The sequence below is a fragment of the Bradyrhizobium sp. USDA 4341 genome, from assembly GCF_054063755.1.
Window position 1 is genome coordinate 4,342,399 of sequence record NZ_JBSSGO010000002.1, and the last position, 21,081, is coordinate 4,363,479.

The window sequence follows — 21,081 nt, forward strand, 5'->3', positions numbered from 1 at the left end:
TCGCGATGTAAAGGCGGCTCTGCCGCCGACGGAAAATAGTCGGCCCACGAGGTTGCCGGTCCGGGCCGCTTGCCGCCCGATCGCCCTCTCAGAAGGCCGTGGGTGCGGTCCTCTCCGGCGCCGGAAGCTTAACCACCGGCCTGGCGGTGACGAAGCGGCCGCGCCGCCCCCTCATCCCGTTCCGGCTATGCCGCCAGCGTCATCATGAAGCGGGCGACGTCCTGCGCTGCGATCTGCACCCGGCTCGCGGCCCGAAGCGCATCGATTCCGAGCAGTCGAAGATCCTCGTTGAAGTCGCCGAGCCGTGGCGAGATCACGATCGCCTCGATTCTCGCTTCCTGCGCGCGTTCAATCAACGTCGCCATAGCGACGTCGCCAGCGGGATCGTTATCACGGGCGATGTAGAGGCGGCGGAGCATATCCGGGAGGAGGATGGCGGAGAGATGCGCAGCCGAAAGGGCTGCGACCATCGGCATGGTCGGCAGGACGCTACGGAGCGACAGCATCGTCTCGATGCCTTCGCCGGCCGCCATGACTTCGCCTGCTACGCCAAATCGAACGGCGTGACCGAGGAGATCGCCCATCGCCCGTCTCGGCGTGTCGACCGGCGCCTTGCCAAGCGTCGCCTCGCTGAAGCCGCCCGGATCGAGCCAGGTCCGATGCGCGCCGGTCAGACGGCCGGAAAGATCGGTGACGGCGGCGATCATCGCCGGCCAGATCTCGGTTAGGCTGTGGTCATCGGGCCGGTAGTAGCAACGCGGGTGAAAGCGCAGGCTTGCCGTGTCGTGCAAAGCCGTAATGCCGCGATTGCGGAGATACGCTTCTACGAGTGTCCCCACGATCGACTGCGACATGCCAAACAGTCGCCGCGCCGCCTCTGGTGATCCGACGGGCGCGGGCGATTTTCTCGACCGGCGATTTGGCTCGGGGTCCAATTCTGGACGCGGCAGACTCATAAAGCGTCGTGCCTCATCGGCGACATCGCGAAAGTCGATGAAACCGCAGCTTTCTCGGATCACGTCGAGCAGATCACCATGCTCGCCGGTCGCCGCGTCAGTAAACTTGCCGGCTGGTCCCTTTGCAGACTCCTTGAGCCGCACAAACATCGAGCGGCCGGGGCTGTTGCGAACATCGCCGACAAGCCAGTAGCCGCCTTGTCGCCGTCCTGCGGATAGATAGTGGCGGCACACCGCCTCGGCGTCACGCGCGAGACGGCGGGCCAGTTCGGCAGCGTCGTGGTGGGCCATCAGGCGGCCTCCCGCTCGCCAATGCGCTCGATCGGATAGCGGTCGAGCACCTTCGCCAACACGGCGGCACCCGTCGCATCTGATGGCACGAACATGCGCAGCTTCCACGAGATAATCTCGCTGAAGAGGCCGTAGGAGCGCAGCCGGTCACGTATCGTGTCGGTGAAGCCGGAGAGTTCGATGCGATGGGCGCCCATCACACGCGCGCGGCGGAGCTGCAGGCCCTCGGCAAGGTCAAGGACGGTTCGGCCCTCCATCAGCGCCGAAAAAGCCTCGTCCGGGCCTAGGCTGATGGTCCCGGTCACGGAAGCGTTCGCTGCCCAGGCCGCCGAGACTCTGCGACCGATGATGTGCTCGCCATCGTCGGTCTGAAGCCGATAAACCCGGGTCGAGTCATTCGGGAGCCGTTTCCAGATCGGCAGCAGCAGGCCGGCAACAATGTGGAGCGTGCTCTCGGCGAACTCCGGCACGTCGGCGACTTCGCCGTTCCATGCTGCCGCGAAGGCATCGTGGTCCGCCGGCTGCCAATGGCTCTCGTCCATCATCTTCAACGAAGCATGATGGTGCTCCATCGGCCGGACCAGCCGCACGCGGCGTTCGATCTCGCCGTCATCGAGCATGAGGCTCGGCGCCGGAATCTGCATCGCGGCGCGCGACGAGCGCTCGTTGATCAGCAGCACCGCGCGAGAATCGGCGAGATAATCCAGCACTTGATCTAGCATCATCGGACGATTGCGCCGGCGTTCGTTGATCGTGAGCAGTCGGGTTTCCGCGCCGGTCGCAGGATGCGTGTAGATCGAGCGCCGGTCGGTGACGACGAAGCTCTCGGCCTGCAGCGTCTCAAGGCCAACATCGTAGACGCCGCTGGCGATGGCGCCCTCGACCTTGGCGTTGAGCAATTGCTCGAAGGCCGTGAACAGCACACCTTGCAGGTCGATGGTGAGCGCGAGCAGCCGGTTCAGGAACGTCGTGATTGGCGGCAGGTCGTCCCTGATGCCGTTCGCGTCCATGAGCCTCAAGCCCGTGGAGGCCTCGAACATCTGGAGCGAGCAGCCTTCGACCTTGCCGCGCACGAGCAGCAGATAGAGCTGGCGCAGCGCATCTTTCGCGTAGTGGCTCTCCAGATTGTCCTCCGGCCGGAACAGACCCTGGCCGCCGGTCTGGCGCTGGCCGCGCGTGATGGCGCCGAGCGTGTCGAGGCGGCGCGCGATGGTCGAGAGGAAGCGCTTCTCGGCTTTCACGTCGGTCGCGATCGGCCGGAAGAGCGGTGGCTGCGCCTGATTGGTGCGGTTCGTCCGACCGAGACCCTGGATCGCGGCGTCGGCCTTCCAGCCGGGTTCGAGCAGATAGTGGACGCGCAGTCGCCGGTTCCGCGCTGACAGCTCGGCGTGATAGCTGCGCCCGGTGCCGCCGGCGTCCGAGAAGACCAGGATGCGCTTTGCGTCATCCATGAAGGCAGCGGTCTCGGCGAGGTTAGCGGAGACTGCACGGTTCTCCACGGCAAGGCGGTCTGACTTGCGCACCACCCGCCGCGAACGGCCCGTCACTTCCGCCACGAGGTCCGTGCCAAAACGCTGCACGATCTGGTCGAGCGCCCCGGGAACAGGCGGAAGCGAAGCGAGCCGCTCGATCAGTTCGCCCCGGCGGGCAACGGCTTCGCTGCTCTCGACCGGCTGGCCGTCCCGAAAGACGGGCCGGGACGAGAGATTGCCGTCGCTATCGGTGAAAGGCTCGTGGAGCTGCACCGGGAAGGAATGGGCGAGGTAGTCAAGCACGTATTCGCGCGGCGTGATGTCGACGCGGACATCGTTCCATTCTTCAGGTGGGATCTCGGCGAGCCGGCGCTCCATCAGCGCCTCACCTGTCGAGACGATCTGGATGACCGCGGCATGGCCGTCGGCCAGGTCGCGCTCGATCGAGCGGACCAAGGTCGGCGTTTTCATGCTGGTCAGCAGATGGCCGAAGAAGCGCTGTTTTGCGCTCTCGAAGGCCGAGCGGGCGGCTGACTTGGCCTGGCGGTTCAGCGTGCCGGTCTCGCCCGTGATGTTGGCGGCCTGCATCGCTGCGTCGAGGTGATTGTGGATGACCGCGAACGCGCCAGCATAAGCGTCGTAGATGCGCCGCTGCTCGTCGGTGAGCTGATGCTCGACCAGTTCATACTCGACACCGTCATAGGAGAGTGAGCGGGCGGTATAGAGACCGAGCGCGCGCAGGTCGCGGGCCAGGACCTCCATTGCCGCGACGCCGCCCTCCTCGATCGCCTCGACGAACTCGGCGCGGGTGGCGAACGGAAAATCCTCGCCACCCCAGAGCCCGAGGCGCTGGGCATAGGCAAGATTGTGGACCGTGGTTGCGCCCGTCGCCGAGACATAGACGACGCGGGCGTTCGGAAGGGCATGCTGTAGGCGCAAGCCGGCACGGCCCTGCTGCGACGGGGCGACATCGCCTCGCTCGCCCTTGCCGCCACCGGCATTCTGCATGGCATGGCTCTCGTCGAAAATGATGACGCCGTCGAAGTCGGAGCCCAACCATTGGACGATCTGCCGGACGCGCGAAAGCTTCTCGCCGCGGTCGTCGGACCGCAGCGTAGCGTAGGTTAAAAATAGGACGCCTTCGGCCAATAGGATCTCGCGCCCCTGAGGGAAGCGCGATAGCGGCGTGACCAGAAGCCGCTCCATGCCGAGCGCCGACCAGTCGCGCTGGGCGTCCTCGAGCAGCTTGTCGGACTTGGAGATCCAGACCGCCTTGCGCCGGCCCTGCAGCCAGTTATCGAGGATGATGCCGGCGGACTGGCGACCCTTGCCGGCTCCCGTGCCGTCCCCGAGCATGAAGCCGCGACGGAAGCGAACGGCGTCACGCGCGTCGTCGCGGGCGGCGGTGACGAGGTCGAATGTCTCGTCGACCGTCCATGCGCCGGCGAGGTAGTTGCCATGCGCCTCGCCGGCATAGATCAGCGTCTCGAGCTGGGCGTCGGAGAGGATGCCATCGCTGACGAGGTTCGCCGGCAGGCGCGGCCGATAGCTCGGCTTCGGCGGCGCGACCGAGGCCATCGCGGCCGACTGCACCAGCTTGGTCGGATGCGCCTGCGCGCCGGCAATCCGGATCGACTGAAGCCGGTATTCCTCGTAGATGGCATCGTTGAGACGCGCGCCCTCGGGCGGGGTCCAGTCGATGGTCTCATAAGCGAGGTCGACGGCTTCGGGATCGGCGAGCGACGGCTTGGCCGGCTGTGCGGCGGCGCGTGCGAGATAGCCGCGCACGGTGCGCGGCGCCGGCGCGGCTGACATGGGAAGCGCGGCGGTCGATGCGACGGTCAGGCGAGATGGAACGTGTTCGCCGACCCAGCGGAGCAGCGTCGCGACGTCCGATGCCAGTCCCGGCGATTCCGGGAACGTGTGCGCGTCATCGGCCGGCGCCTTGTCGATGATCGTCAGACGCGTCTCGATCGTGGTGCCGTGCTTGGCATAAACCGCGCCGGCGATCGCGGCGGTGAACACAACCCGTCCGCGTTTCTGCAGCCGGGCGAAGGCCTCGCGCCAAGGGGAGGCTTCGGGTGAGAAGTTTGCGCCGGTGATCGCCACCAACCGGCCGCCATCGGCGAGACGCGCGAGCGCAGAGGCGATGTGACGGTACGCGGTGTCGGCCATGCGGCCGGAAACGTTCGCCATCGCCGAAAACGGCGGGTTCATCAGCACGACACTCGGGACCACAGCGGGATCGAGGTGATCGTCGATCTGGGCCGCGTCGAAGCGCGTGATGGAGATGGCCGGAAAGAGGGAAGCGAGCAACACAGCCCGGGTCTCGGCCAGCTCGTTCAGCACGAGGGCGCCGCCGGCGATCTCGGTGAAGATGGCGAGCAGCCCAGTGCCCGCGGACGGCTCCAGCACGCGGTCCGCCGGCGTGATGGCGGCCGCGGTCAAAGCGGCGAGGCCAAGCGGAACTGGCGTCGAGAATTGCTGGAAGGTCTCGCTCTCAACAGAGCGGCGTGTGTGAGTTGGTAAAAGCGCCGCGATCTTGTTCAAAGCGAAAAGTCGTGAAGCCGGAGAATCGGCTTTGCGGAACAGCGGCTTTCCGTATTTGCGCAGCAACAGGACGGCGGCCGCCTCACAGGCGTCGTAGGCCATCTTCCAATCCCAGGCGCCCGCCGCATCGGAAGCGCCGAAGGCCGCTTCCATGACGGCGCGCAGGATTGCGGCGTCGATGGGTCGGCCGCGCTCGAGATGCGGGAGGAGTTGCTGCGCCGCAGCGATGATGATGCTGGTGCGCTGAGGAGTGCAGGCAGGCGAGATCGGCGCGGCCTGGTCAGCCGCGATCGGAGAAAGGTCGGTCATGAAGGAAGCCTTAAGGAGAGCGGGAACGGGCGAGCGGCGGGCGCTCTCTCTGACCGCACCGGCTCAAACCCGTTTCGGCCGTCCTCTGCCTCTCAGCATCGGGGCCGTGCCCGACATGAGAAACGGCGCTCCACCGCCGGGGGTGGCGGAGCGCCGCACACAGAGCGTTGGTCAGTATCCGAACTACCAGGATGACTGGGCCTGGCCGTCGTCAATTGACGCGACCGCATCCGCGAAGTTGCTCGCATCGCCTTCAACGACGGTGACGATGTATTGCGTCAAGACGCAGCTCCCTCGATCGGATCGTTTTCGCCCGCGAGGATGGCCTCGGCCTTCGCAATGGCGACGTCCGCTCGTCGGCGCCAAAGCTCGACATCCGCTGAGCCGCCTTCCGGAACGTTGGCGAGGATCTTGAGCAGACCGAGCAACAACTCGAAGTGATGGGCCTTGCGCTGGATCTGCTCGTCGAAACGTGTGGGGATCGGCAAGGCTTGGCCGATATAGGCGGCGTCGCGGCCTTCCCAGATGCCGGTGACATAGGTCTCGCCGGATGTTTCGACGTCCGACTTCTTGTCGTCCCAGTCCTCGTCGGCGATCGCGAGATCGCAGGCTTGGTCGAGCGTTTCGGCTTCGTAATTTCGCTGCCGGTGGATCGGCAGACGATAGGTCGTCTCAATGGTGAAGAGGGGCACGAGAATCTCCAGAATGCAAAAAGCCCGGCGCGAGCCGGGGCTTGAGGGTGGATTGGCGGTGAAGGGACGCGGGACGGTCGAAGCCGGCCCGCGTGGTTGAGGCTATTCGGCCGCGATCATGTGCGGCTCGTCCGCCTCATCGGTTGGAGCTTGCTCCTCGTCGTCATCACTGAGGAATTCAGGCAGCGCCTTGCCATCCCCTTTGGGCTCCGCGCCGTCGACGGCCGCGGCCTGGTCCGGGTCGGCTATTCTCAGGGGCTCGGGCAGCCAGCCGGTCTCGGCCAGGAGGCGTTCAGCCTCCTTGGCCATGTCGCCTTTCTTGAGATGATCGATGAGCTGGGCCGCCCGCTCGCCCACGCCCTCGCGCACGGCCTCGAGGATGCGGCGCTTCGGGACGCGGCCGAGATAGTTCTCAACCGTGGGACGCCAGCCGGCTTGAACCATGTCGAGATCGATGGCGCTTGCGATGCGATCGGCATCAGTGATGCGCTGCTCGACGGTGTGCGGCGTGGTGCCGCCGCCGTAGCGGTCGCCCTTCTCGTAGAGTGCGTTGACGCCGAACGCGGCGCAGTGCGCAAAGAGCGCCGCCTGCTCGTCGCCAGTGATGCCGGTGAGCCAATCCCAGAGGTCGGCCTTGTCCTTCGGCAGGCGCTCCTCCCAGGCCTTGTGGCGCGCATCGATTGCCTTGGCTGCCGGCGTGTCCTTCAGCCCCTGCGCCTGCACCGGAAAGCTGGCGCTGCGCACGAAGACCTCCATCGCCGTCCCGTACGAGGAATAGCGGGAGAAGACGTCGAGGCAGAATTTGTGCAGCACCGCCTGGAAGGCGACCGAAGGCGTGATCGCCAGCTTGTCGCGCAGCGCCAGCGTCCGCTCCGCCGTGAGCTCGGTCAGCAGGCGGTCCGGCAACGGCTTCACCGCATCATCGTCCTCGTCCTCGGGCTCCGCAATCTGACCGCCGATGGTGATGACGGCGTGCTGTGTGACCGGGGCCGATAGTTCGGCGCCGTCCATGAGCGCAGAAGTCGGTTCGCCATCGCTGTCCTGCCCCGACTCGGCCACGGGCACCTCGTCCTCGGGCCGGACATAGCCGCGGTCGACCAAGAGCGTGCCTTCGGCGTCGATGCCGACGAACACGCCCGCGCGGGCGATGTCGGCCGGCTGATAGATGACGGGTCGATCGTCGAAAGCGGCGAGAGCCGTCTCGATCTCGCCGAGCCGCTGGTCGACCTCGTCGGGCAGCTCGTCCACGCTGTCATGCTCGGCTTCGAGGCTCGCATATTCTGCGCTGAGAGCCACGATGGTCACCTGCTCTTCGGCCGTGAGATCAGCGGGCACACCGTCCAGCTCGCGCAAGCCTCGAGTATGGCCGTATGGGAAGTCGATAGCGACCTCGATCCACTTCCAGCCTTCGGCGGCGATCGTTTCCGCCTCTGCCCTCAGCTTCTCGGCGACCAGGCTGTCGAGCAGAGCGACGTCTTCGAGCCAGCCGCCGTCGTCGGACTCGAACAGGTCGCGCAGCACCCCGCCCCCGGCCGCCTCGTAGACGTCGAGGCCGACAAACACGGCTCGCCGGTCGGAGGCGCGCACCGTCTTCTCTGTCAGCATGCGGCGAATCTGATAGGGCTCCTTCTGCCAAGAGCCGGAGATAGCCTGCCAGACTTGCTCCTGGCGAGCATGCTCCGCGGTGACGGTGAAGGCCATCAACTGTTCGAGCGACATGCCGTCCTCGGCATAGACGTCGAGCAGTGCGGGCGAGACCGAGGCGAGGCGCAGGCGCTGCTTCACCACGTTGACCGAGGTGAAGAAGGCAGCGGCGATGTCCTCCTCGGTCCGGCCCTTTTCGCGCAGAGCCTGGAAGGCGCGGAACTGGTCGAGCGGGTGCAGCGGTGCGCGCTGGATGTTCTCGGCGAGCGAGTCGTCCTCGCAGAGAATGCCGGTCGCCGGATCGCGCACGACGCAAGGCACCGGCGCGGTCTTGGCCAGTCGCTTCTGCTTCACCAGCATCTCCAGCGCCCGATAGCGGCGCCCGCCGGCCGGGATCTCGAACATGCCGGTCTCGCCGCCTTCGGCGTCGAGGACCGGCCGGACGTTGAGGCTTTGGAGCAAGGTACGCCGGGCAATGTCCTCGGCCAGCTCCTCAATCGAGACGCCGGCCTTTACGCGCCGGACATTTGACTGGCTGAGCACCAGCTTGTTGAAGGGGATGTCGCGCGAGGGCGAGAGGGTGATCTTCTGAACGGCAGTAGCCATGGGTGATACTCCGCGACGGGCGGCCCAAAGACTCTCTCTGAGCCTCCGACCCGTCACGAAGCGCAGCGCTGTCCTCTTCCTCTGAGGGCAGCGCCACAAACCGACGATCAGGAAAAACGGAAAGGCACGAGGCCGGAGACACGCCGTTCCGCATCTCCGGCTTTCCGGGTATCAGGCTGCCCGGTCGAGCAGCTTTTTCGCGCGCGCCTCCAGATCGAGTCGTGCATCCTGATGGGCCTTGCCCCGCGCAACCGCTGTGATGCCTTGCACGAAATCGAACACGCTTTCGGGCTTGCGTCCTTCCTCGGATAACACCCTTTCGATGATCTTCGCTGTCTCTGCCTTCGAGAAGCCGCGCTTGCGTAGGAACTCGCAGCGATCTTCGTCGGTGCGGGCGACGATCTTTTCCCGTGCGGCCCTGATGCCGTTAACGAAGGGCATCGATGAGGAATTGGCAAAGCTCGTCAGCGCCGGCACCGCCTCGTGCGCGAAGCGTGAGGCGGCGTATTTGGAGTGGCGGATGGTGATCTCCTCGAAATCCTCGACACCCCAGAGATTGCGGTTCTGGCAGACGGCGCGGAGATAGAAGCTCGCCATCCCGAGTGTCTTGGCACCTACCTCGGAATTCCAGCAATAGAAGCCACGGAAGTAGAGGTCCGGCGAGCCATCACGCAACCGGCCTGCCTCGATCGGGTTAAGGTCGTCAACCAGGAACAGGAAGACGTCGCGGTCGGATGCGTAGAGCGTGGTCGTATCCTGGCTGACGTCGACATGCGGATTATAGATGCCAGTCGACCAGTCGAGCACGCCCGGGACCTTCCAGCGAGTATCGCCCGTGCCATTGCCGGCGATGCGCTGAACGGCCGCCACGAGTTCATGGTCAAATATACGCCCGTATTCGGGGCCCGTAACCGCACGAAGCTCAAGGCGATCATCTTGGATCTCGAGCGTCTTGACTTGCTCACCGCGATGAGCGCTGAGGCCAAATTGAAGGTTGATGCCAGCGAGCGACGCCGGAAGCTGGCGCAGATAGGCCGCCGGCGCTCCGACCAAACCGGCGAGTTGACCGAAACTCCAGTGGGTCGGTGCGACGGGCGCGTCAGAACCGGGCAGCACCAAAGCCAGGCGTTCGACATCGTCGCGACTGGCCTCAACCCGGATAGCAGCGCTCTCGACCGTCCGGGTCCGGCTTCGCTCGGTCCGTCCACGCACCGCGGCATAGAGGTCCGACAGGGATAGATGGCGCTCGTCTGCTGGCCTCGAGAACCATTCCGACGATACTCGCCCGACGCGCTCGCCGCGGGTCACGTCCACCTTGTAGCCGCCGACGTGGTCGCGGGCAGAGCTCAGAACTTCGACTTGGGTCATGGGGCATCTCCACGACAGGCGCCGGAGGCCTTTCCTCCAGCCTTCAACCCGTCACGGCAATGCCCGTTCGCCCTCTCACTCTAATGGGGGGTTGCGGGGTTCTCCCCGCAGATGGGGTCGGCCGAGACCAGTGGGCTCGGACGCAGGGGAAGGCTTTCCCCTCAAAGACCTACCATCGGCATTCAGGATGTGATCGGAGCAATTGTCCGGCACACCGTCAGAACGCTCCTTTCAGTGATCACCACGTCAGCGATTGAAATGAAAATGACGCTCGATCGCAGGGGCAGCACCACCTATATCGCACGACTAATAATCGTATCGACGGAAGACTTACTACCTGCCGCTTCCACCAACGACACTTCCAGGCAGATGACGATCGTACTCCGGAGACTGCTCAATGGACCAATCGAGGAGACAGGCTATGTAGCGCATCCGACCCGTCCTATTTTTACGCTACAGCGCGCACGAATTGGCCGCGGCGTCAGCGAGACTTTTTGTTCTACATCGTAGGCGATATAAACCAACACATTCGCTGAATTGGACTACACACGGATGGCATCGAAACCAAGGCAACCGCAATCTGGAGGCAACTACGAACGTGCCTTTTCTGGTAGGTCCGGGTCTAAGCCGTATTGTAGAAATGCCCATCTCGTGAGCGAGGTTTTGCATGACTGTCGCTAAGATCATCGAAACATATGCAGGGACCATGGTTGACAACGACAACAACAAGCGGCGTCGGCTTGTGGATTTCAAGGACGGTTGCCGCTATGGGAAATTCGGAAGGACCAAAGCCTATGAACTTATCGCCCACGAGAGTATCCGAGCCTACAAGATGGGAGGCAAGACCATGATCGACCTCGACAGCGTAGATGAATATCACGCTTCGCTGCCGCGAGTTGAGACGAGGGCAAGCTAGGCCGCCATCTACGCAGCGCAACGGCGCCGTACCGTGGAGGCGGGCGTTCTAATAGCAAGTTGCGTCGCCTTCGGATTCTCGTGGGACGGCTGCTGTCTGGGCATTGATTTGCTTGGCGGTTCGCGTTCCTGGCCTGCGGCGTCGCGCGCGTGGTTCTGATCGTGGCGTTAGAGGCGGCCCTCAGGGTGGATTGCGTATCTGACCGATGCCATTCAAATCTGGGATGCGACACTACCGTCGCTAAATGGCGCCGGCGGGAGCGCTGAAAGCTTATAAGCTCAAGATCGATCATCCTCGCACCACAAGCCTGATCAAGCGTGCGCCAATAGCGCATCGCCCCACTGAAATGGCACCCGGAGAGCGTGAGCATAGCGACCCGAAGGGGCACGCGGGTCCGAGTGCAGCGACGAGACCGGTTAACAGCGGCACCCGGGACAGGGGCAGTGATAGCGATCGCCGAAGGCGAGCCCCTTTCCCGAGTGCCCCCGGCGAGGAGTTCTGCAGGGTTGCGCGAGGGATCGAAGCCGGATGGCGTGCGCCGTTGTGGCGTGAAGAAGAAGGGAGTGTTCGAAAGAATGGAGCCTACTGGTTTGGCTCTTACGTGCCCGACTTACCGGTGTCGGAAACGACTGAGACCTCGAAAGAGGAACGGGACCAGAGCATGTCGGGAACGGCACGAAATTCTTCTCCGAGGCCGAGCGAAAGGGTCTGGAAGGCGTCATGGCGAAGCGCGCCGACAGCGCGTATGCGTCCGGCAGCCGAACGGCGGATTGGCTGAAGATCAAGACGGCAAAGCGACAGGAAGTGGTGATCGCGGGCTTCACGGCGCCAAGGCGCAGCAGACCGTTCTTCGGCTCCCTGGTCCTCGCCGTGCGGGAAGACGACGCATGGCGCTACATCGGACAGGTCGGCACTGGCTTCAGCCACAAGGTCCTGGAAGACCTCCATGCGAAGCTCGCGAAGCTCACGACCCCCAAATCGCCCTTCCCTGCCAAAGTGAAGGACGAGGCCGCCACAACGTGGGTCAAGCCATCGTTGGTTGCCGAGGTCAAATTCGCAGAGTGGACGAGCAAGGGCGAGCTGCGCCAGCCCGTCTACCTTGGGCTCCGGTCCGACAAGCGGACGAAGGATGTCGTGCGCGAGCGAGAACGTCCGAGCAAATAGCTTCCTTCCGGCGTAGCCAGCAAACGGAACGAAACACGCATTCGCCTCCTCCGCTGTGAATTCCCTGCGCAGTGGTGCGCTCAGTTGCCTTCAAGGTCGTGGATTTCCGGTCGCATGCCCTCACGTGTGACTTCGAGCGTCGCAAGCGTGATCGGCAGCTTGAAGCGTCGCGGTCCCGCGCTGCCGGGATTCAGGTAGAGAACGCCACCAAGCGTGTCGATCTTCGGCACGTGGGAATGCCCGGAGACGATGACGTCGATGCCGACGCCGGGATCGGCCTGCAGCGTCTTCAGGTCGTGCAGAACGTAGATCGACTTTCCCGCCAGGCGCACGAGTTTCGTATCGGGGTATTCGCGGGCCCACTCGCCGCTGTCAACGTTTCCACGGATGGCGGTGACAGGCGCGATCCGGCGAAGCGCGTCGACGATCTCAGGGCGCCCGATGTCGCCGGCATGAATGATGTGATCGACGTCCGTCAGGCCGCGTTGCGCCTCGGGCCGCAGCAGGCCGTGCGTGTCCGAAATGATTCCAATCCTGAACATCATTTACCGTCGCTCTCACCCGCGATCGCCAAAAGACGATCGAGAAGCTCTACCTGCCCGGACAGCATCTTCGTCCGCGCGAACTCGATATCGAACCATTCCGCGCGGTCGACTTCGGGAAAGCTCTGCCGGTGGCCGCTTCGGGGTGGCCATTCGATATCGAAGGTATTGCTGGTCAGCGCCGCCGGTTCAAAATGGCCCTCGCCGGCGAATGCGATCACGCGCTTGCCTCCTCGCTGTCGAATCTCCCCCAGCGTCCGGAGTGGACCAATCGAAGCGCTCGGGCCGAGCTCCTCGGCAAACTCGCGCAGCGCGACCTGCTCCGGAGCATCCGCGGCATCGATTTCGCCCTTCGGAATCGACCAGGCGCCATTATCTTTCGTGCGCCAGAACGGACCGCCGGGATGAACGAGCAGAACCTCGAGCCCGCGAGCGCCCTTGCGGTAGGCGAGAATGCCCGCGCTCAACATCGATCTCCTGGAAGTCTTTTTCAGCGCAGCCATATCGCTCCCTGGCAACGAAGTAACGCCCGCCGGGCGCCACTGGATGCTTCACGACACGCTAGGCTGACTTCCGCTGCGGTCTGGCCGCTGATTTCTTTGCGGCTTCCGTGGCCGGTTTCTTGCCAGCGATCGGCATCAGCATTTCCTTCTGCCCGGCCGACGCCTTCCGCGCCTTCCTGGCTGGCTTCTTCTGCGATTCTGTCGCTGCCGCCGCGTCTGCTCCAATGCTCTTGCGCAGTGCGTCCATCAGATCGACCACGTTCTCACCGCGGGGACGCGCTTTCGCGGTGATGGGTTTGCCGGCGCGCTTCTGGTTGATGAGATCGATGAGGGCGGTTTCGTATTGGTCTTCGAATTTATCCGGCTCGAAATGGCCCGCCTTCTGGTTGACGATGTGTTTGGCGAGATCAAGCATGTCCTTGGTGACTTTGACGTCCTGGATATCGTCGAAATACTCATCCGCGGAACGGACTTCGTAGGGATAGCGCAGCAGTGTCCCCATCAGCCCCTTGTCGAGCGGCTCCAGCGCGATGATGTGCTCGCGATTGGTCAGAACCACCCGACCGATCGCGACCTTGTTCATTTCCCGGATCGTTTCGCGAATGACGGCGAAGGCGTCGTGTCCCACCTTGCCGTCAGGGCGCAGATAATAGGGACGAATGAGATATCTCGGATCGATCTCGCTGCGGTCGACGAACTCATCGATCTCAATGGTTCGCGTCGATTCCAGCGCGACGTTCTCGAGCTCCTCCTTGGTCATCTCGATGAAGGTGTCCGTGTCGACCTTGTACCCCTTGACGATGTCCTCGTTGTCGACCTCCTCGCCGGTATCGGCATCAACCTTGGCGTACTTGATGCGGTGGCCGGTCCTTCGATTGAGCTGGTTGAACGAGACCTTTTCGGATTCCGACGTGGCCGGATAGAGCGCTACCGGACAGGTGACGAGGGAAAGACGCAGGAAGCCTTTCCAGTTAGCGCGGGGGGCCATCGTGGGGGAACTCCATACTAGTGCCGGATTCAAGACGAACGGGCCGGCTTGGTTCCGACACCGCGCCCCTCCCAACGGGATGATTTTTTCACGATGAGGGCCCGGGCGGACTCGACATTTGTTCTTGTTATGTTCTAATTCGGAATGACTGATCGACCCGCGAGCTGGCGCATGCCGACCCCCAAGCAGATGGAAAAACTGGCCGCTGAAGCCGCTCGCAGGCCGGCTGCCCCCGCCGCGGCTCCAGATGCGCCCCTTCCGGCGGAATATTGGGAATCGGTCCTCAAAGACCCTCGCGCCGGCGCAACTGGAGGCCAGATGCGGCAGCGACATCTGTCGGAAATCCAGCGCCACGTCCTGCGCGTCTCCTGCCGCCGCTGCGAACGAACCGTGGAAATCCAGACCGTCGATGCAGTCCGACTATATCGCGGCAACGCGGTCTGGAAGGACGTCGCGCAGCGGCTGCTCGACAACACCATGCTGGCCGGCATTCGAGACGCCGTAACCCGCTTCCATATCGCCGATCCGATCTCTTGCGACTGGATGTCCGGATGGCCCCGAAGTATCACCCTACGCCCCTGTCGGGCGGCGATCGAAAGGCTCTGGCGAAAGAACTCGGCAAGGCACGCGCGATGGCCAACACCTGTCCGCCCAATCGGCGGAGATGCGAGCCAAGGGCGAGGCGATGATCCAGCAAGCTGACAGGCTGCTTTGCGAAAGCTGGAACGAGCGGATGTGGAGCGACGGCGAGCCGATCGATCCATCGCCCACTATCGACCAGGCCGTGAATGGAAGCTTCCCTTGGCTCGAGATCAGGTGCGCGCGCTGCAAGACACCGAGCGACGTCTACCTCGCGGCAATGAAGCACCCGCCGACCACCTTCGTGCACGATCTCTCGGTTGCGCTGCCGCAAATGCGCCAAGGCGGGCCGGCGTCCATCCGCGACTCTGCTACAATTGGCCTGGCAGCCACGCCATCCTCGAACCGAAGCCTGACCGATGTGCAATCTCTACTCGATCACGACCAACCAGGCCGCCATCATCGCGCTGTTTCGCGTCGTGAACCGGTACGTCGGCAATCTGGCGCCGATGCCGGGGGTATTTCCCGATTACAAGGCACCGATCGTACGAAACGGGGCGGAGGGCCGCGAACTCACTACTGCGCGGTGGGGAATGCCGTCGTCATCAAAGGCGCTGATGGATGCCACGAAGAAACGGGCCGAAAAGCTGCGGGCCAAGGGCAAGACCGTCGATTTCAAGGAACTGCTGCGAATGGAGCCGGACGGCGGCACAACCAACATCCGCAACGTGAAGAGCAAGCACTGGACGCGATGGCTGGGAGCCGAAAACCGCTGCGTGGTGCCATTCAACTCGTTTAGCGAGTTCAACAAGACCGAAGGCGGCGACATCTGGTTCGCGCTCGATGAGACCCGTCCCCTCGCCTGTTTCGCCGGCATATGGACCAACTGGACGTCTGTCCGGAAGGTCAAGGAAGGTGAGACGACCAACGACCTCTACGCGTTCCTCACGACAGAGCCGAATGCCGAGGTTGGTGCCATCCACCCCAAGGCGATGCCGGTGATCCTAACGACGCCGGACGAAGTCGAAGCCTGGATGACGGCTCCTCTGGACAAGGCCCTCACGCTGCAGCGGCCGCTTCCGGACGACACGCTCCGGATTGTCGCCCGCGGCGTCAAGGAAGACCCGCCCGGGCCGCCGGCGTGACCGACGAAACCGACGACCAAACGAGGCCATCGCCCCGTCAGCGTAAGATCATCCATGTCGACATGGATGCCTTTTACGCATCCGTCGAGCAACGAGACAATCCGGATCTCCGCGGCAAGCCGGTTGCAGTCGGCGGGTCCCTCGAGCGGGGCGTCGTGGCGGCAGCCAGCTACGAAGCCCGCAAGTTCGGCGTCCGGTCGGCCATGCCCTCGGTGACGGCCAAGCGGCAGTGTCCAGATCTAATCTTCGTGAAGCCTCGCTTCGAGGTCTACAAGGCGGTTTCCCAGCAGATCCAGGAAATCTTCGCCGAGCACACCCTTATCATCGAGCCGCTGTCGCTGGACGAGGCCTATCTGGACGTCACAGAAAACCTGCAGGGGATTTCGCTGGCACGAGACGTCGCGTTGGCGATCCGTTCGAAGATCAAGGACGTGACCGGCCTCAATGCATCCGCCGGAATCTCCTACAACAAGTTTCTGGCGAAGCTCGCCTCCGACCACCGCAAGCCGAACGGCCAGTACGTCATCACGCCCGAGATGGGGCCGGCATTCGTAGAAAACCTGCCGGTCGGCAAATTCCACGGAATCGGGCCGACAACCAGCACTAAGATGAACGCTCTCGGCCTCTACACGGGCCTCGACATGCGCAACCAGTCGCTCGACTTCATGCAGGCCAACTTCAGGAAGGCCGGAAGCTACTACTACTGGATCTCGCGGGGTGTCGATAACCGTGAGGTCCGCGCCGATCGGATCCGCAAATCCGTCGGCGCCGAAAACACGTTCTCCACCGACCTCACCGACTTCGACGCCCTGGTCGTCGAACTCGAGGCTCTCATCGACAAGGTCTGGCGATACTGCGAAGGCGCCGGCAACCGGGGACGCACGGTGACGCTTAAAATGAAGTTCAACGACTTCGAGATCATCACGCGCAGTAGATCTGTGCCCGTCGCGGTTTCGAGCCGCGGCGAGCTGGAACGCCTATCGGTAGCTTTGCTGCAGAACGAGATGCCGGTCCCCAAGCCGGTCCGGCTTCTGGGAGTCTCGCTATCGGCGTTGCAGCATGTCGACGACGCGGAACCGCAGCTAGCGCTGCCGAATGATTGTGACCCGTCATTTCCTTTTCAAGTCAATCGATGAGCTCGATCTTTCCCGATAGGATCAGCGAGCACCTCTCGCCGCAACGAATGGAATGATGCCCGATCTCGCAAGTTTTTGCCAGCGGCTGTGACGTCAGAAGCGGACCTTCATGAGTACACGCCCTAGCCGCCGCTAAATACTTCAACCTTCCAACTCTTCGAGGAGCACCGCCGCCTCGATTCTGTTTACCGCATCATCCCAAGACTCGCCTTTTTTCGGGGGCGGTAGATGCGGCTTAAGGGCAGCAAAGCGGTCATGAAGCTGCCTGCGCGATAGCTTGCTTCCTCTGAGATAGAATCCGAGCGCGGCATGCTCGTAGGTCTGATAGCCATATCGGACGCACGCGCCCAACTTCGTCAGCGCCGGCCCTAAGGTGGCCTCCTTGCCCTCCGCCGCGCTCTGACGCTGTTTCAGCAATGCGGGTACACCGAACAAATAGCCCAACTCTGGCACAACGCGGAGCACGAACTTCCGCGCGCCAAGACAGGCTTTCAGTTTATCGGGAGGCGTACCGAGCGCTTTCTCGAGGTCGGTCAAAGGATGTCCTCGTACCCATAACTTCGTAAGCTTCTCCAGGTAGGGCAAGGCAAACGCGCACCTATCCTCGCTGGCTTCAAGTGATGTGACATCTTTGCCAAACAAGTCGTCAATGGTCTCCGGTCGGAAAATTTGAGCGAACAGATCGCCATTGGCCTTCATCCAGTTGAAGAACCACTTCCGCCAATCAGTGACCGTCTCGTAGTCTGTCGCATCGTCAAGGTCCTTGGAGAGGCGCTCCATCACAGGCAGCGCGATCCCTAAGGTCGAGGCAACTTGGTGGTCCACCAAATCGTCGTCAGATTCTGGTTTTTCCTTGTGCTGGAAAGCTACCGCCGCCGCGAGTCGTGTTTCGATCCACCTCTGATCACCACGCTTACGCGCCTTAAAGCCGGACAGCGATTTCTTGACTGCATCCTCAAGCCCCACTGATGCCAATCGAGCAATCGCGTAACGGTCGACCTCCCCGTTGGCGCCCACTGCCGCATGCACGCGGTCGAGAATGGCCGTCAACGGGTCGTCTATTTCCAAGCACTGATCGGACTGGCCGAAGACCTTTTGCAACTCGGTCCAATGCGCACCGATCGTGGCATCCTCTACATCAATGCCGACCACCTTGCCGGGGATAACTAACACGATGCCGTTCGCATTCTGGCCGGCGCGGCCGGCTCTCCCCGCTGCGTTAAGAAGCTCCTGGGCCTGCAAGACCTCGCGGCGATCTTTGGCTTGATCAAAGCGGCTGTCCTCTGCGATGATCACCAGTTCGCTTGGAAAATTCATCCCCTGCGACACCGTGGACGTCGCCGCCATTATCATTGCGCCGTTTGCGCGCTGGTAGAGGGACTCACATAGCTGCCTTTCTTCGGGCAGCAGCAGGCCGTGATGAACGACGCACGGAGATACTAAATTCCCTTTGCTGACGTCAAGAAACAGATGGTCTGCGCCGCCGATCTCCAGCTCGCTTGTCGCAAACCACCCTCGTTCATCTTCAGTGAGCTCGATCTGAACCGCGCCAAGGCGCTTTGTTATCTTGTTCTTAGCGCTTACCGCGTTCTGGATCGTTTGGAAGAAGACTAGTGTCTTAACGCCTGCGCCAGCCGCCGCTGACGCAATCTCAGATGAGACTAATCCGGAATTCGGGGTTAACTTCCACCACTTGCTGGCTGCAAGGCTGATGGCCTCTCCGAGGAGACCAAGTAGGGTGTAGTCCTCGATATTACGAGTTGCCCATGTCTGCTTGAGGCTGAACAGGCCCATAGGCACGCTTTTCAGCTTCTCTCTGTCTTTAGTCGCCGGCGCTTTGGTTTTTCGGGCGCGGGCAGCCTTCACTAGGCCGTCGCTTAATTGGTTCACGTCGCTCTGCGGATACACAACGCTTCCGCGCAATTGCCGTGTAGGTTTCCACGGAAGCGAGAGCGAAAGGCAAGTACGCCCCGTCATCTCTTGAATCCAACCCGCGATCTCGTCTGTATTCTTCATCATTGCGGATAGGAGGAGGAAGCTAGCGGTTGGCACCAGGCCCCCAAAATTGAGCAAACACAGCATTGCGTCGAGCGCTCGCCTCCCTCGACCTTCTTCGGGATGCAGCAGATGACATTCGTCAAAAATAAGCAGGCCCACATCTGCAAACACGGTGGGCTCGATGCTCATTTGTGCCAGGCAGGACTCCGGTGTCATCACAAAGATTTCAGGTAAGTTATCTTCCTCACTCAAAAAGCCGATTTCATCGAAGCGTTCCTGCTCGACCTTGGCCCGTCTAAACGTCTTTCGAAGGCCTATCGTCGTTTGCCCCACGAGAGCATTAGTCGGCGCGAGGAAGATGACCTTTTTATCACGGAGCAGTGTGGCATATATCTTTAACTCCGAGAGCGTCGACTTTCCCGCACCTGTAGGGAAGCTGACAGCAGCGGAGTTTTCTGACTCCAAATAGCCCTGCGCGACGGCTTCGCGATGATTTCTCCAAAGGTAAGGTCGCTTGCGTGCGATGCGTCGCATCGCGTTGAGCCACTTCTCACCCCCGATGCCAGATGGAGGCGCAACGCCCGTGACAGCACTACCCGACAAATCGCCTGAAACAGCAAGTAGCAGGGAGGCCAAGTGGTGCGGACCGGAGAACGATCCAACCTCATCACCTAGCCAATCCTTTCCATCCGGTCGGGCTGCCGAGCTCAAGCGCAAGACCGAGCGGAAAATCTCCCTTGCTTGACCTGTGTCATCGTCATCTCCGCGCAGAAGCTGGTCCGCCAACGCGCGCACACCGACCAATAGTCTGTGGTATAGCGCCAGTGCGGCGGCCTCAGCGGCGGAGTCGCCGGAAACGGCATCCTTCGGTGGCAGGGTAGCTGATGTGATCCCTACGAGTTCCCCTCGGGCCAACGATCCTAACGATTCGATCAGCGTACGTTCAACGCGTGAAGCAGCTTCCAGATTAAATCGGCTAGCGATCTCGCTGGCATCTGCCGTTGCTTCTGCAACGAGGAAGAGCAACATGGCCGCGATGTCAGACGAGATACCATTAGCATCGACATATGTGCCGCTCGCTTCATCCTCTGCGCCGATCCGCCGGGCGTTGAAGCAGAGTTGATGCGCAGAGCCAGCAACGAATGCGGCCGCCGCGCGGTCGTCACGATCCGGGGAGACCGCTACCAAGATTTCATTCGTGAATGCCAGCCGTTGCATCTCTGAAACGAGGGCAATAACGGCTTGATCGTCATCGACCCCACCTTCCCGCAGGCGGACGCGAGCTGCCGCAATGCGTGCGAATGCTTTCGAGAGCTCTTCGGGAAGCCGACTTCGGTCCATCCCCTCGAGCGATGGAGCAGAACGTATCAGTTCAGCGGTGTCGGCATCATACATGCACGGCCACCATCGCCGTCGCCTTCTTGGTGGCGCGATTGGCGAGCACTGCCATCCATGCTCGCAAATTCTTTAAGTACAGCACCTCACCGCGACGTCGGATGACCTCTCCGTTCACCACGGCGTCGTATCCGTCAAAGAGCTTCTGATAACCGCTCGCGTCGTTGTGTTCATCACCGATGGTGATCGCTATTCGATAGTAACGCGCATTCTTCCACACGATTGTTTCTACGGCTGAGTCAACATCCACACCCTTCGCCGTCTCCAAAAGCCTCGTGACTTCCGCCGCCAACTCGTTGTCGCGCTCGCCACTCTGCATTCCTTCGAACTCTTTCCAGATACGATCGCGCACCATCTTTCGAGCGTTATCTGTCGCCTTCTCTTCGCAGATCACAACGGAGGTCACTAGGTTAGTTTTGGGATCAACCTTTACGTGAACGCCGTCAAAACCCTTGTGCGCGTGGATCATGTGCGGCGGAGCGATTAGGCCGTTCGGGTCCTGAAGGTTTGCTGCGATCCATGAGATGACCTGAAACAGCCAACCGTCACGGTGCCATGGATTTTTGGGGTCTGTGGCCGTTAGCAGTTTGAGCGCCCCAGCAAGTTCCGTCTCCTTTGCGTCCGGAGTGGCGAAACCTGTTTCCTTGAGCACACGACGCACATATCGGCTTTGACCAAGAGCAACCCTTGCGATCAGCCCTGCCAATTCATCGTCGTTGGTAATGGTCCAACTACTACCAGCCCAATCGTCTTTGCTGCCAATAACGCTAAAAGTAATAGGCATCCCCGAATCCCCCAGGATACTAATAGGTCTTGCGGGGACGCCC

Annotated in this window: 13 protein-coding genes and 3 pseudogenes; 6 read left to right on the top strand and 10 right to left on the bottom strand. The window is 62.3% G+C overall.

Going from position 1 to position 21,081, the window contains the following annotated elements; all coding sequences use genetic code 11:
* Nucleotides 1-185 precede the first annotated feature (185 nt).
* From ACVIGB_RS26610 to ACVIGB_RS26630, 5 genes are all read right to left on the bottom strand, one after another.
* Nucleotides 186-1,247, bottom strand: coding sequence for a DUF7146 domain-containing protein (locus ACVIGB_RS26610; RefSeq protein ID WP_456720397.1), 1,062 nt, complete (start codon nucleotides 1,245-1,247; stop codon nucleotides 186-188).
* Complete coding sequence (locus tag ACVIGB_RS26615; RefSeq protein WP_456720396.1) at nucleotides 1,247-5,578, bottom strand: strawberry notch-like NTP hydrolase domain-containing protein; 4,332 nt, start codon at nucleotides 5,576-5,578, stop codon at nucleotides 1,247-1,249. The genes ACVIGB_RS26610 and ACVIGB_RS26615 overlap by 1 nt, the downstream gene beginning before the upstream one ends.
* Before the next feature lie 278 nt (nucleotides 5,579-5,856).
* A complete protein-coding gene (locus ACVIGB_RS26620) occupies nucleotides 5,857-6,270 on the bottom strand; it encodes a hypothetical protein (RefSeq protein ID WP_456720395.1) in 414 nt (137 codons plus the stop codon).
* Between the two features lie 102 nt (nucleotides 6,271-6,372).
* Nucleotides 6,373-8,520 carry a ParB/RepB/Spo0J family partition protein gene (locus ACVIGB_RS26625; protein WP_456720394.1) on the bottom strand — a complete coding sequence of 716 codons (2,148 nt, stop codon included), beginning with the start codon at nucleotides 8,518-8,520 and terminating at the stop codon, nucleotides 6,373-6,375.
* A gap of 171 nt (nucleotides 8,521-8,691) precedes the next feature.
* The gene (locus tag ACVIGB_RS26630; protein ID WP_456720393.1) at nucleotides 8,692-9,888 is read right to left on the bottom strand and encodes a DUF932 domain-containing protein; all 1,197 of its coding nucleotides are present in this window, start codon (nucleotides 9,886-9,888) and stop codon (nucleotides 8,692-8,694) included.
* A gap of 667 nt (nucleotides 9,889-10,555) precedes the next feature.
* Here ACVIGB_RS26630 and ACVIGB_RS26635 point away from each other — a divergent pair.
* Together ACVIGB_RS26635 and ACVIGB_RS26640 are read left to right on the top strand one after the other, a co-directional pair.
* Entirely contained in the window at nucleotides 10,556-10,804 is a 249-nt protein-coding gene (locus tag ACVIGB_RS26635) for a hypothetical protein (RefSeq protein ID WP_456720392.1), read from the top strand.
* Nucleotides 10,805-11,473: 669 nt separating this feature from the next.
* Nucleotides 11,474-11,968 (top strand): annotated as a pseudogene (locus ACVIGB_RS26640) (ATP dependent DNA ligase); the annotation flags it as partial.
* An 80-nt stretch (nucleotides 11,969-12,048) separates the two neighbouring features.
* Here the strand turns inward: ACVIGB_RS26640 and ACVIGB_RS26645 are convergent.
* From ACVIGB_RS26645 to ku, 3 genes are read right to left on the bottom strand one after another with little or no spacing between them, the layout of a single operon-like run.
* Nucleotides 12,049-12,513, bottom strand: coding sequence for a metallophosphoesterase family protein (locus ACVIGB_RS26645; protein ID WP_456720391.1), 465 nt, complete (start codon nucleotides 12,511-12,513; stop codon nucleotides 12,049-12,051).
* Nucleotides 12,510-13,013: an NUDIX domain-containing protein gene (locus ACVIGB_RS26650; RefSeq protein ID WP_456720390.1), complete on the bottom strand. Its 504-nt coding sequence runs from the start codon at nucleotides 13,011-13,013 to the stop codon at nucleotides 12,510-12,512. Before ACVIGB_RS26650 ends, ACVIGB_RS26645 begins: the two co-directional genes overlap by 4 nt.
* A gap of 58 nt (nucleotides 13,014-13,071) precedes the next feature.
* The gene (ku, locus tag ACVIGB_RS26655; RefSeq protein ID WP_456720389.1) at nucleotides 13,072-14,001 is read right to left on the bottom strand and encodes a non-homologous end joining protein Ku; all 930 of its coding nucleotides are present in this window, start codon (nucleotides 13,999-14,001) and stop codon (nucleotides 13,072-13,074) included.
* Nucleotides 14,002-14,145: 144 nt separating this feature from the next.
* Between ku and ACVIGB_RS26660 the strand changes: the two are divergent.
* From ACVIGB_RS26660 to dinB, 4 genes and pseudogenes are all read left to right on the top strand, one after another.
* Nucleotides 14,146-14,506: pseudogene (locus tag ACVIGB_RS26660) on the top strand (hypothetical protein).
* Nucleotides 14,507-14,552: 46 nt separating this feature from the next.
* Nucleotides 14,553-14,996, top strand: a pseudogene (locus ACVIGB_RS26665) (hypothetical protein).
* Nucleotides 14,997-14,999: 3 nt separating this feature from the next.
* On the top strand, nucleotides 15,000-15,725 hold the full coding sequence (locus ACVIGB_RS26670; protein WP_456720388.1) for an SOS response-associated peptidase: 726 nt from the start codon (nucleotides 15,000-15,002) through the stop codon (nucleotides 15,723-15,725).
* Nucleotides 15,722-16,861 carry a DNA polymerase IV gene (dinB, locus tag ACVIGB_RS26675; RefSeq protein WP_456720387.1) on the top strand — a complete coding sequence of 380 codons (1,140 nt, stop codon included), beginning with the start codon at nucleotides 15,722-15,724 and terminating at the stop codon, nucleotides 16,859-16,861. The genes ACVIGB_RS26670 and dinB overlap by 4 nt, the downstream gene beginning before the upstream one ends.
* Nucleotides 16,862-17,002: 141 nt before the next feature.
* On the opposite strand, the gene ACVIGB_RS26680 is transcribed toward dinB, so the two are convergent.
* A complete protein-coding gene (locus ACVIGB_RS26680; protein ID WP_456720386.1) occupies nucleotides 17,003-20,254 on the bottom strand; it encodes a DEAD/DEAH box helicase in 3,252 nt (1,083 codons plus the stop codon).
* Nucleotides 20,247-21,038, bottom strand: coding sequence for a hypothetical protein (locus ACVIGB_RS26685; protein WP_456720385.1), 792 nt, complete (start codon nucleotides 21,036-21,038; stop codon nucleotides 20,247-20,249). Before ACVIGB_RS26685 ends, ACVIGB_RS26680 begins: the two co-directional genes overlap by 8 nt.
* Between the last annotated feature and the right edge of the window lie 43 nt (nucleotides 21,039-21,081).

What these genes read in the sequence shown, in the direction of transcription:
- ACVIGB_RS26610 (WP_456720397.1), bottom strand. Translation starts at nt 1,247, where the DNA reads ATGGCCCACCACGACGCTGCCGAACTGGCCCGCCGTCTCGCGCGTGAC.
- ACVIGB_RS26615 (WP_456720396.1), bottom strand. Translation starts at nt 5,578, where the DNA reads ATGACCGACCTTTCTCCGATCGCGGCTGACCAGGCCGCGCCGATCTCG.
- ACVIGB_RS26625 (WP_456720394.1), bottom strand. Translation starts at nt 8,520, where the DNA reads ATGGCTACTGCCGTTCAGAAGATCACCCTCTCGCCCTCGCGCGACATC.
- ACVIGB_RS26630 (WP_456720393.1), bottom strand. Translation starts at nt 9,888, where the DNA reads ATGACCCAAGTCGAAGTTCTGAGCTCTGCCCGCGACCACGTCGGCGGC.
- ACVIGB_RS26635 (WP_456720392.1), top strand. Translation starts at nt 10,556, where the DNA reads ATGACTGTCGCTAAGATCATCGAAACATATGCAGGGACCATGGTTGAC.
- ACVIGB_RS26645 (WP_456720391.1), bottom strand. Translation starts at nt 12,513, where the DNA reads ATGATGTTCAGGATTGGAATCATTTCGGACACGCACGGCCTGCTGCGG.
- ACVIGB_RS26650 (WP_456720390.1), bottom strand. Translation starts at nt 13,013, where the DNA reads ATGGCTGCGCTGAAAAAGACTTCCAGGAGATCGATGTTGAGCGCGGGC.
- ku (WP_456720389.1), bottom strand. Translation starts at nt 14,001, where the DNA reads ATGGCCCCCCGCGCTAACTGGAAAGGCTTCCTGCGTCTTTCCCTCGTC.
- ACVIGB_RS26670 (WP_456720388.1), top strand. Translation starts at nt 15,000, where the DNA reads ATGTGCAATCTCTACTCGATCACGACCAACCAGGCCGCCATCATCGCG.
- ACVIGB_RS26680 (WP_456720386.1), bottom strand. Translation starts at nt 20,254, where the DNA reads ATGTATGATGCCGACACCGCTGAACTGATACGTTCTGCTCCATCGCTC.
- ACVIGB_RS26685 (WP_456720385.1), bottom strand. Translation starts at nt 21,038, where the DNA reads ATGCCTATTACTTTTAGCGTTATTGGCAGCAAAGACGATTGGGCTGGT.